8 protein-coding genes are annotated in these 14,981 nt (G+C 65.7%); 5 read left to right on the top strand and 3 right to left on the bottom strand.

Annotated features, from left to right (window positions below; genetic code table 11):
• Positions 1-50: 50 nt before the first annotated feature.
• Genes POS17_RS26930 through POS17_RS26920 form a run of 3 tightly spaced genes read right to left on the bottom strand, consistent with a single transcriptional unit; the run spans position 51 to position 4,976 of the window.
• Positions 51-2,057 (bottom strand): CocE/NonD family hydrolase, encoded by a 2,007-nt coding sequence (locus tag POS17_RS26930; protein WP_060841292.1) that lies wholly within the window; start codon positions 2,055-2,057, stop codon positions 51-53.
• A gap of 49 nt (positions 2,058-2,106) precedes the next feature.
• The gene (locus tag POS17_RS26925) at positions 2,107-3,408 is read right to left on the bottom strand and encodes an OprD family outer membrane porin (RefSeq protein ID WP_060841291.1); all 1,302 of its coding nucleotides are present in this window, start codon (positions 3,406-3,408) and stop codon (positions 2,107-2,109) included.
• The gene (locus POS17_RS26920) at positions 3,405-4,976 is read right to left on the bottom strand and encodes a BCCT family transporter (RefSeq protein WP_060841290.1); all 1,572 of its coding nucleotides are present in this window, start codon (positions 4,974-4,976) and stop codon (positions 3,405-3,407) included. Before POS17_RS26920 ends, POS17_RS26925 begins: the two co-directional genes overlap by 4 nt.
• 597 nt (positions 4,977-5,573) lie before the next feature.
• Here POS17_RS26920 and POS17_RS26910 point away from each other — a divergent pair.
• From POS17_RS26910 to POS17_RS26890, 5 genes are read left to right on the top strand one after another with little or no spacing between them, the layout of a single operon-like run.
• Positions 5,574-6,365: a YfaP family protein gene (locus tag POS17_RS26910; protein WP_060841288.1), complete on the top strand. Its 792-nt coding sequence runs from the start codon at positions 5,574-5,576 to the stop codon at positions 6,363-6,365.
• Between the two features lie 37 nt (positions 6,366-6,402).
• Positions 6,403-8,115, top strand: a complete 1,713-nt coding sequence (locus POS17_RS26905; RefSeq protein WP_060841287.1) for a DUF2138 domain-containing protein — start codon at positions 6,403-6,405, stop codon at positions 8,113-8,115.
• Positions 8,100-8,759: a DUF1175 domain-containing protein gene (locus POS17_RS26900; RefSeq protein ID WP_060841286.1), complete on the top strand. Its 660-nt coding sequence runs from the start codon at positions 8,100-8,102 to the stop codon at positions 8,757-8,759. The genes POS17_RS26905 and POS17_RS26900 overlap by 16 nt, the downstream gene beginning before the upstream one ends.
• Entirely contained in the window at positions 8,756-13,333 is a 4,578-nt protein-coding gene (locus POS17_RS26895) for an alpha-2-macroglobulin family protein (RefSeq protein ID WP_082729935.1), read from the top strand. The genes POS17_RS26900 and POS17_RS26895 overlap by 4 nt, the downstream gene beginning before the upstream one ends.
• Before the next feature lies 1 nt (position 13,334).
• A complete protein-coding gene (locus tag POS17_RS26890; RefSeq protein ID WP_060841284.1) occupies positions 13,335-14,978 on the top strand; it encodes a DUF2300 domain-containing protein in 1,644 nt (547 codons plus the stop codon).
• Positions 14,979-14,981 lie beyond the last annotated feature (3 nt).

Here is a 14,981-nt window from a genome sequence, read left to right as displayed (position 1 = left end):
CTGTGTCCTGCGTCCCGCCGTGTCTCGGAGATTGGGCATCCTGCCACGCTTTACAGCGTGGATCGGGCGATCCGTTTGTGCCACTGGCGTTGATGGATCTGCCGGCCATCGAGTCGCGCAACCTGGGTGGCGCGCAGGTAGAACCATTGCGCGTCGGCGTGCAGGCCCAGGGTGCTGTCCACCTCCACCGACCAGGTGCCGCGGCCGGCCCGGTAGTGCCATTGGATGTCGGCCCGGGTCGACAGCGGGTCCCAGGGCAGGGTGCGGTATTGCTCGGTGCAGCGCTGGTCGACCCACAGGCCGTGATCGAGCAAGCGCATGGCGCCCAGATCGTCATCGATACGCACGCAGACTTCGCCGCTGGCCACGTCTTCGCTGAGGGTGCGCTTGGGGGCGGCGGCGCGGATGATTTCCAGGTTGGCCGGCGGCGCGCTTTGCGGGGCTTCGAACGGACACGCCACGGGTTTGCCGATGAACACCGGCAATTGCACGCTCTGCAGCTCGGGCAGCAGGGTCAGGGTGGTCAGCTCCCGGGCTGGCCACAGCAAGGGGAAACTGGCGGTGCTCAACGCCAGGCGCAGGCGATAGCCGGCCGGCAGGCGATAACCGACATGGTCGAGGTTGAAGCGCACCTGCAGGGGCGCGCCGGGCTCGGGTGGGCTGGCCACGGCGAAGTCGTCGCGCAGCGCCAGGTTCAGGGTGCTGTAGGTGATCTGCGCCACCTGACCGTCCGGGGCCACGGCATTGAGCCGGGCGACGATCTGCCCGCAAGGCCGGTCCGAGGTCAGGCGCAGATCCAGGCGCACATCACCCAGCAAGGCCAGGGGCTCGCTCAAGGGCTGGCTGTCGAAGCACAGCGAGTGGGCGTCGTCCCGGCGCTGGTCGGTGGGGCCGTCCGGGCCGAACCAGATGGCGCAGTACTCGCCCTGATGCAGGCCGGTGGTCAGGGGCGAGCAGATGCTGCGTCTTTCGCTCAGCGCTTGCTCTCCTGCGCTGAGCCCGCTGGCGCTGAGGCTGAAGGTCTGCCACTGGATCTGTGGATCGGGCCAGCCGGCAGTCCGGACCCAGACGCCCGGGCGTTCGGCGTAGCTGGCCTTGGGCGGCACGGCGTCCTGCAGGTAGAAGGTGCAGGCGGGCTCGTCCATCACCCCGTTGTCGATGCCCTTGAGCCAGTGGTCCCACCAGCGCTTGGCCTCCTGGAGAAAACCAATGGCCGGGTTGGGCACGGCAAAGTGCGGGTACTTGTGGATCCAGGGGCCGAGCAGGGCTTTCTTCGGGCCATTCAGGTGCTGCATCAGGCGCGGCACGCTGTTCTTGTAGGCATCGCCCCAGCCGCCGATGCAGTACACCGCGGCCTTGATCGCCGCGTAGTCCTCGCACACCGAGCCCTGGCGCCAGTAGTCGTCACGGGTCTGATGCTGCAGCCAGGTTTCCGCCAGCAGCGGCATGGCGTCCAGGCGTTGCTGCCATTGCGCCTGCCAGTCCGGTACCAGCAGCGGGTCGGGTACGGCGGCGCTGAAGTTGAGCATGGTGGCGGCCCAGCCCTGGTTCTCCATCAACAGGTTGCCGCCCTTGTAATGAATGTCGTCGGCGTAGCGGTCGTCGGTGGAGCACAGGGTAATGATGGCTTTCAGTGCTGGGGGTTGATGGGCGGCCACCTGCAGGCCGTTGAAGCCGCCCCAGGAGATGCCCATCATCCCCAGGTTGCCGTCGCACCAGGGTTGGGCGCAGAGCCAGTCGAGCACTTCCAGGGCGTCCTGTTGTTCCTGTGGCAGGTACTCGTCGGCCATCAAGCCTTGGGATTCGCCGTTGCCACGCATGTCCACGCGCACGCAGGCGTAACCCTGGCCCGCCATCCAGGGGTGGGTCAGGGCATCGCGCACGGCGGTGCCGTCGCGCTTGCGGTAGGGCAGGTATTCGAGAATCGCCGGATAACGCCGGGTGCCGGCATCGGCCGGCAGCCAGATACGCGCGGCCAGTTGGGTGCCGTCACGCAGAGGGATCAGGCAGTGCTCGATCTCGCGGATCGGATGGGGAAAGTCGCGGATGACGTCCATGGGCTACTCCAGTCGAAAAAGGGGCCGGCACCGGGCCGAGCGCGGTGGATCACAGCAGGCTGAAGGGGTATTCGGTGACCAGGCGGATGTGGTCGACATCGCCGTTCGAGGTTCCGTGGATGCGATAGGTGCCCTGGCGCAGGCTCAGGGACAGGTCCCTGGCGATGCCGCTCTGCACCCGGTAGCTCAGGTCGATGTCCCGCTCCCATTGGCGCTCCTTGTCGGCGTAGTAGCGGTAGGGGCTGTCCCGGGGGATCCGCCGGCCGTCGACATGGCTGCCACGGATGTAGCGGGTGCCCAAGGACAGGCCGGGCAGGCCCAGGTGCTCCAGGTCGAGTCGGTAACCCAGGCTCCAGGAGCGCTCGCCGGGGCCGTTGAAGTCGGCGATCAGCGAGGCGTTGGCCAGGTAGATCGAACCGTGGAAGCCGCCGCCACTCAGGGCCAGGTAGTCGAAGGGCTGCTGGCCATGGATGCGTTGGTGGGCCAGGGTCACGGTGTGCGGACCCTCCTTCAGGGCCAGCGCCGCCGACCAGGCCGTTACCGCGATGTCTCCGGCCAGGGCCTTGCCATCGTCCAGGGAGCGGTAGAGCCGCAAGTCCAGGTTCAGGCTGCGCCGATCCTCGGCGTCCAGGGGCTGGTCGAGGTTGAGGTTGAGGTAATGCTGGCGCCACAGATCCTGGTAGCGCGAGCTGTAGAGCCCCAGCTCGACCTGGGGATGCAACTGGTAGGTGCCGCCCAGATAGCTGGCGTCGCCGCCCTCGACCCTGGCGTAACCGGCGTGGAAACCGCCCCGATGACCGGTCTGGTTGAAGTCCCGGGAGGCGGTGAAGTGTCCGCCCTCCAGCAACAGGCCTTCCACCTCGCGGCTGCTGAAAGCCAGGCCGGTGGCGGTCGCCGGCATCAGCCGGTTGTCGGCCAGGGCCAGCACCGGGGTCTGTGGCCGCAGGTCGCCGTACTTGAGCTCGGTATTGGACAGGCGCATTTTCAGCGCGGCCCCGGCGGTGGCCGATTCCCGGCGGCTGCTGCCGTCGCTGTCGCTGACCAGCATCATGGTGCGCGCCCGGCCGCCGCCGCTGTCGAGCCGGGTGGCGAAATAGGCATGGGCATCCAGGCCCCAGCCCAGGGTGCCTTGGGTGTAGCCGGAGGCGTAGTCCAGCTGCAGGCCCTGGCCCCACTCGCGGGCATCCAGGTCCAACTGACGATGGTCGTTGTTGCGGTAGTTGTTGCGCACCAGGCCGTTGATTCGGCTGTCTTCGACAAAGCCCCGGGATTGCGCCTGACTGGCGTGGGCCAGCGCCGGGCAGAGCAGCGTCAGGCCCAGGCCGCCCAGGATCAGGAGACGGACGTTCATGGGGTAGGCCCTCGTGGCGAGTGGCTTTCCCCGAGCTCGTCCGCTGGCAGCGGCGGCGTCAGCAAGGACGGGGTTTTCATCCAGATGATCAGTGCGCTGCTGGAGAGCAGGACGATCAGCATGCCCGGCAGCCCGCCCAGGTTGGAGAGCATCTTGACCCCGTCGATGCCGACGTAGGCCACCATCACCCAGGACACGCAGCCGATGATCGCGCCCCAGATCACCTTGAGCAGCGGGCTGCCGTCCAGATCGGAATCGGCAGTGACCCCGCGACTGCACAGATTGCCGATGACGTCGGTGCTGGAGTCGGCAGCGGTGACGAAGGAAATGAAGGCAATGAACAGCAGGAAGGCAATGATCAGTCCGCTCGCCGGCAACTGCTGGAACACCTGGTACAGCACGTGCTCCACCCCTTGCTTGTTGAGCACGCGGTTGAGTACCCCATCACCCTGGGCGTCGAAGTACAGGCTGCTGCCGGAGAAGATGCAGATCCACAGGGCGGTGAACAGCGCCGGGTAGAGCATGGAGATGTGGATGAACTCGCGCACGGTGTAACCACGGCCGATCTTGCCGAGGAACATGGCGCTCACTGGGGCCCAGGCGAACCACACCGACCAGTAGAACACCGTCCAGCTCTGGGGCCAGTGGTCGCCACTGGCCGCGCCGGTGAACAGGCTGCGGCCGAAGAAGGTCTGCAGGTAGGTGCCGAAGGACTCGATGCCGAGGCTGAAGATGTACAGGGTCGGCCCGCAGACCAGAACGAACAGCCCCAGGGCCAGCATGATCCAGGTGTTGAAGGTGGAGAACTTGACGATGCCCTTCTGCAAGCCGCTGGCGGCGGAGAACACGAAGGTGGCGACGATCACCGCGATGATCAGTCCCAGGCGCAGCGGTGTGGTTTCTCCGCCGATGTACTGGCTCAGGCCGCCGGACAGGGTGAGCGCGCCGGTGCCCAGGGAAGAGGCCATGCCCGCCACCAGGGCGAACATCGCCAGGGTGTCGATCAGCCCGGCATGGCGCTTGACCCATGCCTGGCCGAGCAGGGGCTGCAGCATGGCGCCGATGGAGAAGTGGCCGCGCAGGTTGTAGAAAACCAGGGCGAACACCAGTGAGGGCACCAGATAGATGGCGTAGGGCGTCAGGGTCCAGTGCAGGAACATGCTGGACATGGCGAAGTGCTTGGCTTCGCTGCTGCCGGCTTCGATGTTCAGGCTCGTGGGCGGGCCATACAGGTGATAGAGCGGCTCGGCGGTGGTCCAGAACAGCACGCCGACCGCCAGGGTGGTGCACAGGGCCACCATGAACCAGCGCGGCTTGCTCAGCAGGGGCTTGGCGTCTTCGCCACCGATGCGCACCCGCCCCAGGGGCGAAAAGTAGACGATGGCAGTCAGTACCAGGAGGAAGAAGCTGCCGGCGCTGAACAGCCAGGAAAAGTTGTCGAGGATGATCCGGTTGAGCTGCCTGCTCACCGCCAGGAAGCCCTGCAGATCAAGGTGACTGGCAATCACCGCTGCCAACAGAATCAAGAAGGTGGGCCAGAAGACCCAGGCTCTTAACGGATACTTCATCAGTGAGGCACTCCCGTTGCTTATCTTTTTTATGGCCAGGCGAGGCCGCAGTTGCAGGGCGCCGCCGTGCAGCGCTGCGACGGTCCTAGATAAGCGTTGAGCGATGCGCGGTGGCAATCGACTAATGGGTATGGGGTCATTCCTTGAGGGAATGGGCGATGGCACCCGGCTGCCGGGGGCGATGGCCGGGTCGATGGGCGCAACAGGCATTCCAGAGCACTTGCCGCAGGGGCCAGTGGCAAGCCGTCGGTGGTTGATGGCCGGGCGCCTGCGGGTGCTGAAGAGGCGGACGCTCCGGGGCAGATTCGTACTTGAACTAAGGGCGGGGCTTGGCGGCCTGTGAGGCGGGCAAATAATGGCTTAAAGCCACCTTTCTGCAGGGGTGTGATGTCGCCGTAATGGCACTTGCGGGGCGGAATTCGGCGGGGTGTCGATTGCCCTGCAAAATCCCTTTTCGCCAATTGTGTAACAGGCACCAAATCGCTAATCTGCGGCCTTTCCAACGCCCGTTGTCGCCGGGCGCTCCCATTGTGAATATTTGCAGCCGCGCCGAGGATCTGGCGCCAGGGTTTCCCCATGCATGGCAGGACGCATTACATGCGCGTTTTCTCCTCCCTTCTGCTGACTTTGCTGCTGGCCGGCACGGCCCTCGCCGAGCCTTCCGCCGAGCTGCAGGAACCCCTGGCCGGCTGGCGCTATTCCGGCTTGCTGGACCGCACCGAGCAGGACCGGGTGGCCTACCCGACGCCACCTATCGACCGCGGCGTCCAGCGCAATCGCACCCTGATCGAGGGCCAGCTCAAGGCCATCGGCCATTTGCGCCAGCCCCACAGTCTGTCGGTCAACGGCAATCCGCTGAATCTGTACACCGACGAACAGGGTCGCTTCGCCCGCCCCTATGCGTTTGGCGCCGGCTCCAACAGCGTCGAAGTGCGCAGCTCAGAGGGCAAGTCCCTCAAGCGCGTGCAGTTCTACGAGGCCAACCCGAACAAGACCCCGCCGCGGATCCGTGTGGTGCTGGGCTGGGACGATCCCAAGGCCGAGCTGGACATGCACATCATCACCCCCGACGGCCAGCACGCCTTCTTCGGCCATCCCGGCCTGAGCAATGGCGGCGGCCTGGACCCGGACGGCGTCGACGGCCCGGGCCCGGAAATGTTCACCATGACCGCGCCGCTGCGGGGTACCTATCTGATCTACGTCAACTACTGGGGCAACTTCGGCAGTGGCGGGTACAACTTCGACGAAGGCAGCAATCAGAACGAGGTGATCACCTCGCAGATCAACCTGATCCTTAACGAAAACACCGTCGATGAGAAACGCGAGACCTTTATCGTGCCCATGCGGGCCATCGGCGACCTGTTGCTGGTCAAGTCTTTCAACTATTGAACATCCCGCACCACGGATGAATTGGGCTTTGTGAATCATGAGCGAAAACACCGCATCCCCGGTGGCCGGCGTGCCCGGCCCTGAACAATCCGGCAGCAAACGGCGCTGGCCGGCTCTGGTCGCGGGCCTGTGCCTGGTGGCGGCCGCCATCGCGGGCGTGGGCTGCAAGCCCAAGACCCCGCAGGCCGATCTGGCCGGCGACAAGCTGGGCCTGAGTCGTCCTGACGGGCTGCTGGAAACCCATTCCCTGACGCAACTGCCCAAGGACCTGCTGGCGGTGCCTTTCCTCAAGGAAACCCTGACCGAGGACTTCGTCTTCTACTACCAGGCCCACGCCGACCGCCTGGGGCTGATCGGCAGTCTGCGGCGGATCATCTACGAGCATGACCTGAAACTGCAGGACAACCTGATCGAACAACTGTTCGACCAGCCGGCGGACGTGGCGTTGTGGCGCGGTGCCGACGGGCGCCTCAAGGACTTCCTGCTGGTGATGGACCGCGGCGGCCTGGCCAAGCTGCTGGAGCCTCTGGCCAAGGTCGCCCTGGACGACACGCAACTGAGCAAGCTGGCCGAGCTCAAGGTCGGTGGCGATGCGGTGACGCTGTACCAACTGAACTACAACGCCGGCAAATCCCTGGCGTTCGCCTCCCACGGCGACAAGCTGGTGGTGTTGTCCAACCCGAGCAAACTGTACGACCTGAGCCAAGGTGCCGACGATCAACACGGCGCCGTCTCCACGGCGGCCCTGGAGGCGCTGCTCAACGGTGACAAGCTGTTCCCCGAGGCGTTCGGCCTGGAGGCGCGCAAGCCCGAGGTGCAGCAGCGGCTGGCGGTCAACGCCGGTGTCCTGGCCATGGGTTACCAGCGGTTCATCCCCAACTTCGCCGGTCTGCGTTTCGACATGGACGACAAGGGCTGGCACAGCTATCTGGCCCTGCAGGAGCAGGACAACCAGCCGGACTTCGACTTCAAGCCGATCTGGCAGGCCATGCCCATGGGCGCCAGTGCCTGCGTGGCGCTGCCTCTGGCGGCGGAGCAGCAGAAGCCCTTGCTGGTCAAGCTCGGTGCTGAAGAAACGATGGCCACGACCCTGACCGAGCACATGGCCGGCACCGCCGGGCTGTGCTGGTACGCCGATTCCCGGCTGTACACGCCGCTGTTGGTGGCCAGCCTCAAGGACAAGGACAACACCCGGCTCGATGGAGAACTGGGCAAGCTGTTCGGCTCCATGGTCGGGGCCCGGGAAAGCAAGGTGCCGGAGCGCCTGTTCCCGGTGGTCGAGCAACACAATGGCGAGGTGCACCAGTGGCAGCGCCAGGTCAGCTCCAACTTCGGCCAGTACCCGGCCAAGGAGGCCAAGGACCCGCAAGCCATCACCGGCCGCGCCTTCATGCAGGTCAGCCTGGCCCGCCACGGTTCGACCCTGGTGTTCTCCCTGGACGACAAGCTGGTGACCAAGGCCCTGGGCACCCTGGACAAGCGCTTCCCGCCCCTGGCCGACGTGGTGCCCAAGGATGCGCTGATGCCGGTGTACCTGGGCCCGCAGTCCCTGGCGCAGCTGATCCAGCAGGAAACCTTCGACAGCCTGCCCCAGGACATGGAGCCGGTGTTCAACAACGCCGCGCAAACCTACCTGGTGCCCAAGCTGCGCACCCTCGGCGGTTATGGCAAGTACGCCCTGACCCTGCCTGAAGGCAGTGAGCCCAACGGCCACTGGCAATGGCTGCCCCTGCAATGGCGCGCGCTGTGAGTGCATGGCGCAAGAGTCTGTCCAGCCTCGGCCTGTTGGCCCTGTTGCTGAGCAATGCCGTGGGCGCGACCCAGGTGCCGCCGCTGGACGTGCAGCAGTCCCAGGTGTTCCGTGCCTGGTTCGTGCGCATTGCCCAGGAGCAACTGAGCCAGGGGCCGAGTCCGCGCTGGTATCAGCAGGACTGCGCGGGGCTGGTGCGCTTTGCCGCCAACGAAGCGCTCAAGGTCCACGACAGCAAGTGGCTGCGGGCCAACGGCTTGTCCAATCGCTACCTGCCGCCGGAGCTGCAATTGAGCGAAGGCCAGCGTGGCCTGGCCCAGCAGTGGCAGCAGGGCGGCGGCCAGACCGGGCCCTACGTCAATGCGATCAAGCTGATCCAGTTCAACAGCCACCTGGTCAGCCGTGACCTGGGCCAGGCGCGCCCCGGCGACCTGCTGTTCTTCGACCAGGGCGACGACCAGCACCTGATGATCTGGATGGGCCGCAACATCGCCTATCACACCGGCACCACCACCCCCACCGACAACGGCATGCGCTCGGCCAGCGTGCAGCAACTGATGACATGGAAGGACACCCGATGGATACCCGACCCCGCCAACCCCAACTTCATCGGCATCTATCGACTGAACTTCCTCACCCAATGAGCGAATCGCGTATGTGGCGTTTTCTGTTTCGACTGACTGTTGTTCTGACCCTCGCGGCCCCCGCGAGCCTGGTCAATGCCGAAGACTCGGTGCCGTCCAGCGATTACGCGGCGGTCTCCGGCGAGAGTTTCTTCCTGCTGGCCGACAGCAGCTTTGCCAGCGACGAGCAGGCCATGGTGCGCCTTGAGGCCCCGGGCCGGGATTACCGGCGCTTTCGCATGGAGCCCTACGGCGGCGCGGACATCCGGGTGTACCGGATCAACCAGCCGCTGGACTTCCTCAAGCGCCAGAAGAACCTGCACCGGGTAGTCAGTGACGGTCAGTTCAAGGGCGAGGGCCTGTCCAACACCCTGGCCTACCTGTGGGACAATTGGTATCGCAAATCCCGGCGGGTGATGCAGCGGGCGTTCTCCTACGAGTCGCGCAAGCAGGTGACCGAGGAGGTGCCGGAACTGAAGGTCGGCAACTCCCTGCTGGCGCCCACCCCCTATGACGCCCAGCCGCAATTCGCCCTGATCCCGGGGCTGCCGCTGGTGACCCAGTTCCGTTATCCGCTGTGGCAGGCCAAGCCGATCCAGCCGCCGGCCGGGGTTGACCTGTCCGGTTCCTCCAGCCAGTTCATCAACGTCGCGCCGGGCAACGTCTATATCCCCTTGGGGCAACTCAAGCCGGGCCTGTACCTGGTGGAAGCCCTGGTGGGCAAGTACCGCGCCACCACCATGGTCTTTGTTTCCAACACCGTGGCGGTGAGCAAGATCGCCGGCGATGAACTGCTGGTCTGGGCCGCGGGCAAGCATGAAGGCAACTCGGTGTCCAAGGTCAACGTGCTGTGGACCGACGGCCTGGGCGTGATGAACAGCGGCGCCACCGACGAGCAGGGCCTGGTGCGCCTGAAACACGTCAGCCCCGAGCGCTCCTACGTGATCGGCGAGGACCAGGAAGGCGGGGTATTCGTCTCCGAGAACTTCTATTACGACAGCGAAATCTACGACACCAAGCTCTATGCCTTTACCGACCGGCCGCTGTATCGCCCGGGGGACTGGGTATCGCTGAAAATCGTCGGCCGCGAGTTCAAGAACGCCCGGGATTCGGTGCAGCCGGGGGCCGGCACGGTGAATGTCAGCGTGCTGGATGCCGCCGGCACCGCGCTGCAGAACCTGACCCTGAACCTGGATGCCAAATCCGGTACCCAAGGCCGCTTCCAACTGCCGGAAAACGCCGTGGCCGGTGGTTATGAGCTGCGTTTTGCCTACAAGGACCAGGTCTACAGCAGTGCCTTTCGCGTGGCCGAATACATCAAGCCGCATTTCGAGATTTCCCTGAGCCTGGCCAAGCCGGATTTCAAGACCGGCGAGCCGGTGAAGGGCAATCTGGTGCTGCTCTATCCGGACGGCAAGCCGGTGGCCAATGCGCGCCTGCAGCTGAGCCTGCGGGCCCAGCAACTGTCGATGGTGGACAACGAGCTGCAGTACATGGGCCAGTTCCCGGTGGAACTGACCAGCGCCGAGTTGACTACTGACTCCAAGGGCAGTGCCACCCTCGATCTGCCGGCGGCCAGCAAGCCGAGCCGCTACATGCTCACCGTGTTCGCCAGTGACGGCGCGGCCTACCGGGTCAAGACCACCAAGGAAATCCTCATCGAGCGCGGCGCTGCAAGCTTCAGCCTGAGTGCGCCACAGCGCTTCAGCGCCGCTGGCGACAAGGTGCAGTTCAGCTACGTCAACCAGAACACCGGCGAGCAGAGCCAGAAGGTTTCCCCCAGCCGCTACAGTTGGGTGCGCCTGGAAGACCAGTCCACCGGCGAGGGCAAGCTGGGCGAGGCCGACAAGGGCTTTGCCCTGGCCTTCGAGCGTCCCGGCACCTACAACCTGACCCTGAAGGACGAACATGATCGGGTCCTGGGCGGCACCAGCCACTCGGTCACCGGCGAAGGGGTGAAAGCGGTGCCGGGCACCGTGGAAATCGTTCTCGACAAGCCCGAGTACCAGGCCGGTGACGAAGCCCTGGCGCTGATCACCTTCCCCGAGCCGATCAACGATGCGCTGCTGTCGCTGGAGCGCGACAAGGTCGAGGCCACGGCGCTGCTGTCCAAGGGCGGTGACTGGCTGAAGGTGGAAAAACTCAGCCCCACCCAATACCGCGTGCGGGTACCGGTGAAGGACAGTTTCGCGCCGAACCTGACCTTCTCCGTGCTCTACACCAAGGGCGGGGAATACAGCTTCCAGAATGCCGGGATCAAGGTGCTGACGCCGCAGATCGATGTGGCCATCCACACCGACAAGGACAAGTACCAGCCGGGTGACCTGGTCACCGTGGACCTGTCCACCCAGTTCGCCGGCAAGCCGGTGCCGGCGCACCTGACGGTCAGTGTGGTGGACGAAATGGTCTACGCCCTGCAACCGGAAGTGGCGCCAAGCATCGACCAGTTCTTCTATCACCCACGGCGCAACAATGTGCGCACCAGCGCCAGCCTGTCGTTCATCAGCTACGACGTGGCCCTGCCGGGCAGCCCCACCGCACCAGGCAAGGCCAACCGCAGCGAACGCGGGGTCAAGGTGCTGGAGCGACCACGGCGCGAAGACGTTGACACCGCTGCCTGGCAGCCGGAGCTGGTGACCGATGGCAGCGGCAAGGCGCGTTTTACCTTCCGCATGCCCGACTCCCTGACCCGCTGGCGCATCACTGCCCGGGCCATCGCCGATGACGGCCAGGTGGGGCAGAAGAAGCAGTTCGTGCGCTCGGAAAAAGCCCTGTACCTGAAGTGGAGCGGCCCGACCCGCTTCCGCAGTGGCGACAAGCCGGAGCTGGGGGTGTTTGTCTTCAGCCAGTCCGAGCAGACGGTCAAGGCCGAGCTGGTGGTTCGTTATGCCGGGGAGTCCCAGCGTCTGCCGCTGACCCTCAACAGCGGTATCAACTACGTGGCCCTGCCGGCCATTGCCCCGGGCAACGGCGAGTGGAGCGCCGAGCTGGTGCAAGGCGGCAAGACCGTGGATGCCCTGGCCGTGCGCCTGCTCAGCAGTGCCGCCGGTTGGCAGACGGTGCAGACCCAGAGCCTGGACGTGGCCGGCACCAGCACGCCGTTGGGCCTGCCGGCCGATGCCGCGCAGATCCGCCTGCGCCTGGACGACAGCCCGCAAGCGCTGTTCCGTTCGGCCCTGGACGACCTGCTGGAATACCCTTATGGCGGCGTCGAACAGACCGCCAGCCAACTGCTGCCGTTGAGCGTTGCCTACCCGGCGCTGGCCAGCAACCCGCAGATTCGCGATCGCTTGCGCCTGATCATGCAGAACAGTCGCCTGCGCCTGGTGCACATGGCCGGGCCGGAAGCGGCGTTCACCTGGTGGGGTGAAGACGCCGATGCCGATGCCTTCCTCACTGCTTACGCCTATTACGCCGATTGGCATGCCAGCAAGGTCATGGACCTGAACCTGCCGCCGGAGCACTGGCAGCGGGTGCTGGAGGTCTACGCCAAGCAGGCCGGCAATACGCCGTTGCTGCAACGGGCGCTGATCCTGTCCTTCGCCCGTGAGATGAACCTGCCGATCGCGACGCTGGTCAGGGGCCTGATGGACGATCTGGCCAAGGTCGGTAGCGGTCCGGCTGACAGCGTGGACGCTGGCAGCAGCGACAGCCTGGTGATGGCGGATGCGGATTCGGCCCTCGGTCTGGCTGCTGCCCGGGTGTTGACCGCGGCCCTGGCGCGGGACGCCAAGGTCACCCCGCCACCGGCCTTCGTGGCGCAGTTGGACGCGGCCCAGCAACAGCTCGACCTCAGTTCGCAGCCGTTCGCTCAGGCCCTCAACCTGTCCTTGAAGCCTTTCGATCAAGCGACGGCGCGCGCCCTGCTGCAACGCCTGCTGCCATCGCAACCGACCCTGGACCGGGCCCTGGCCCTGACCTGGCTGCAGCGTAGCGTGGCTCAGGCCGCACCGGCCGTGGCCCTGAACCCGGGGCAGGGCTGGCAACAGCAGCAAGGCGCCAGCGGCGAACGCTACTGGCTGTGGCAGGGGCCGCAGGTGCCTGCGGTGCTGACCCTGGACCCGTTGCCGGAGCGGCCGTTGCGTGCGTCGCTCAGCTACCAGAGCCAACTGGAGGCGGGCACGCCCTTGCCGGTGAACATCACCCGTCGTCTGTTGCGCCTGGTACCGGGCGACGAGGCGTTCACCTTCAAGCTGGAACCGGTGGGCAACAAGCCGATCGCCAGTGACGGCCTGTACCTGGACGAAGTGATCATCGCCAACGAGAGCAAGCGGCCGCTGCTGTACGGCATGCTGGAAGTGCCGTTGCCGCCGGGTGCCGATGTCGAGCGCACCACCTGGGGGATCAAGCTGGCCGGTCCTGCGGGCACGGAAGCGGCGTCCCTGGAGAAGGCCCGCTTCGAACCCGGGCAGATGAGCTACGCGGTGCCGCTGGATGCCTTGAACGACAGCAGCGAAGTGCGTTTGCGGCACTTGATTCGCTTCTCCCAGAAGGGTCAGTTCAACCTGCCTGCGGCACGTTTCTATCAGGTCTACGCGCCGGAGCATCAGGCTCGGGAGCGCACGCCGGCACTGGGTCAGGTCACGGTCAAATAACATGACGCGGTGTTGGGCCTGGTTGTGCCTGTGTCTACTCCCTGGGCTGGTGACAGCCCAGGACGAGCCTCTGCGCCTGGCCTGGAAAACCGCCCCGGACAGCGAGCTGGTGAGCCTGAGCAAGACCCAGGTGCTGGCTCGCGAGCCGTTGCCCCAGGACCTGCAGGCCCCCCTGGGCAGTGTCTGGAAGCTCTTTGTCTATGCCTGGTTGGCGGATACCGGCGCGCAAGAGCCGGCCTATGCCTGCCAGGGCAAATCCAAGGACGAGGTCTATTGCTGCACGGCCGGTGGCAGCATCGCCCGGGATCAGGCCCTGGTCCGTTCCTGCGGGTTGTACTTCGAGCCGCAACGCTTGCAGCTGTCCAGCGCCGACTGGCGCCAGTACTGGCAAGCCCGCCATGCGCCCGAGTGGTTGCGCGATCTTGACCGCCTGCAGCCGCAGACCCGGGTGCCGGTGGCGGAGCTGTTGCAGGTGCTGGCGCAGTTGCCGGCCCAGGAGACGGCACGCCGGGTGCTGCTGGATGTGGTGCTCAACGCCTCCGATGGCGCGGTGTTGGGAGCCTTGGGCGGGCGCCTGCGGGTCAAGACCTGGAGCTGGCTGGCGGACCAGGACCCGCAGTCGCGCCAGGGCGGTTTTGCCGGTTGGCTGGTGGACGGCACACCCCTGTGGGTGGGGGGACGAGGCACCAGTCAGCGGGTGTTGAAGGATTACGCCCAGGTTCTGGACCAGGTACTGCCGCAGCGTCCGGCCCTGGACAAAGGCCGTTGCGTCGAGGTCAGCCTGTTCTCCCGCTATCCGCTCAAAAGCGTCAGCCAGAATGCCCGGGCCGCCAGGCCAGGTGCCCTGCAAGGGGATTACCAGGTGGAATTCGCCAATGGCAATCAATTGGATATCCACAGTGGCGGCGAGCTTTTCCTGCAAGCTGACGCCTCGGCCCTGCAACTGGTGGCCCGCCTGGACCGCGAGGAATACGTGGCCCGGGTGCTGCAGCGCGAGGCCTCCAGCGAACCCCGGGAAGCCGCCAAGGCCCTGGCCGTGGCCATACGTACCTATCTGTTGCAGAACGCCGGGCGCAGTGGTGAATGCCTGAGCATCGATGACAGCAGCAACCGCCAGCGGGTCGCTCCGCGTCCGGCCACCGCCGAGGCGCGGGCCATCGCCGCCTGGACTGCCGATCTGGTGCTGGCCGGAACCCAGGTCACCTACCATTCGGATCTGCAGGCGCCGGACAAACTGTCGTGGCAACAGGCGGTAGAACAGGCCCGGGCCGGCCAGGGCTACGACGCGATCCTGCTCCACGCTTACCCGCGGGCCAGCCTCAGTCGCTGGGACAATCCACAGGCTTCCTGCGAGCCCTTGCCGGCCGCTCAGGACTGGCTGCTGAACCAGCGTCGGCGCTGGCGCCAGCCCCTGGAACAGGAGGTCGGCTACAACGAAATCAGCCAGTTTGCGGTGTGCCGCCTGAGCTTCGGCCGGCCCTACGTCGACCGTGAACGGCAGCGCATCTACGTGCGTGGCGTGCTCTCGCTGCAAGACCGCCTCGACCTGACTCACGAATACCTGCACCTGGCCTTTGAAGCTCATCCCAATGGCCAGGATGAAACCTACATCGAAGGGCTCGCCCGTCATCTTTTATTGGAATAGGCC

It is taken from the genome of Pseudomonas sp. Os17 (assembly GCF_001547895.1).
GTDB lineage: Bacteria > Pseudomonadota > Gammaproteobacteria > Pseudomonadales > Pseudomonadaceae > Aquipseudomonas.
The sequence above is the reverse complement of the archived record's forward strand: the minus strand, read 5'-3'. Positions and strand labels throughout refer to the sequence as shown.

Excerpts from the sequence above, each read along its gene's own strand:
- POS17_RS26920 (WP_060841290.1), bottom strand. The coding sequence starts at position 4,976 with ATGAAGTATCCGTTAAGAGCCTGGGTCTTCTGGCCCACCTTCTTGATT.
- POS17_RS26895 (WP_082729935.1), top strand. The coding sequence starts at position 8,756 with ATGAGCGAATCGCGTATGTGGCGTTTTCTGTTTCGACTGACTGTTGTT.
- POS17_RS26910 (WP_060841288.1), top strand. The coding sequence starts at position 5,574 with ATGCGCGTTTTCTCCTCCCTTCTGCTGACTTTGCTGCTGGCCGGCACG.
- POS17_RS26905 (WP_060841287.1), top strand. The coding sequence starts at position 6,403 with ATGAGCGAAAACACCGCATCCCCGGTGGCCGGCGTGCCCGGCCCTGAA.
- POS17_RS26930 (WP_060841292.1), bottom strand. The coding sequence starts at position 2,057 with ATGGACGTCATCCGCGACTTTCCCCATCCGATCCGCGAGATCGAGCAC.
- POS17_RS26890 (WP_060841284.1), top strand. The coding sequence starts at position 13,335 with ATGACGCGGTGTTGGGCCTGGTTGTGCCTGTGTCTACTCCCTGGGCTG.
- POS17_RS26900 (WP_060841286.1), top strand. The coding sequence starts at position 8,100 with ATGGCGCGCGCTGTGAGTGCATGGCGCAAGAGTCTGTCCAGCCTCGGC.
- POS17_RS26925 (WP_060841291.1), bottom strand. The coding sequence starts at position 3,408 with ATGAACGTCCGTCTCCTGATCCTGGGCGGCCTGGGCCTGACGCTGCTC.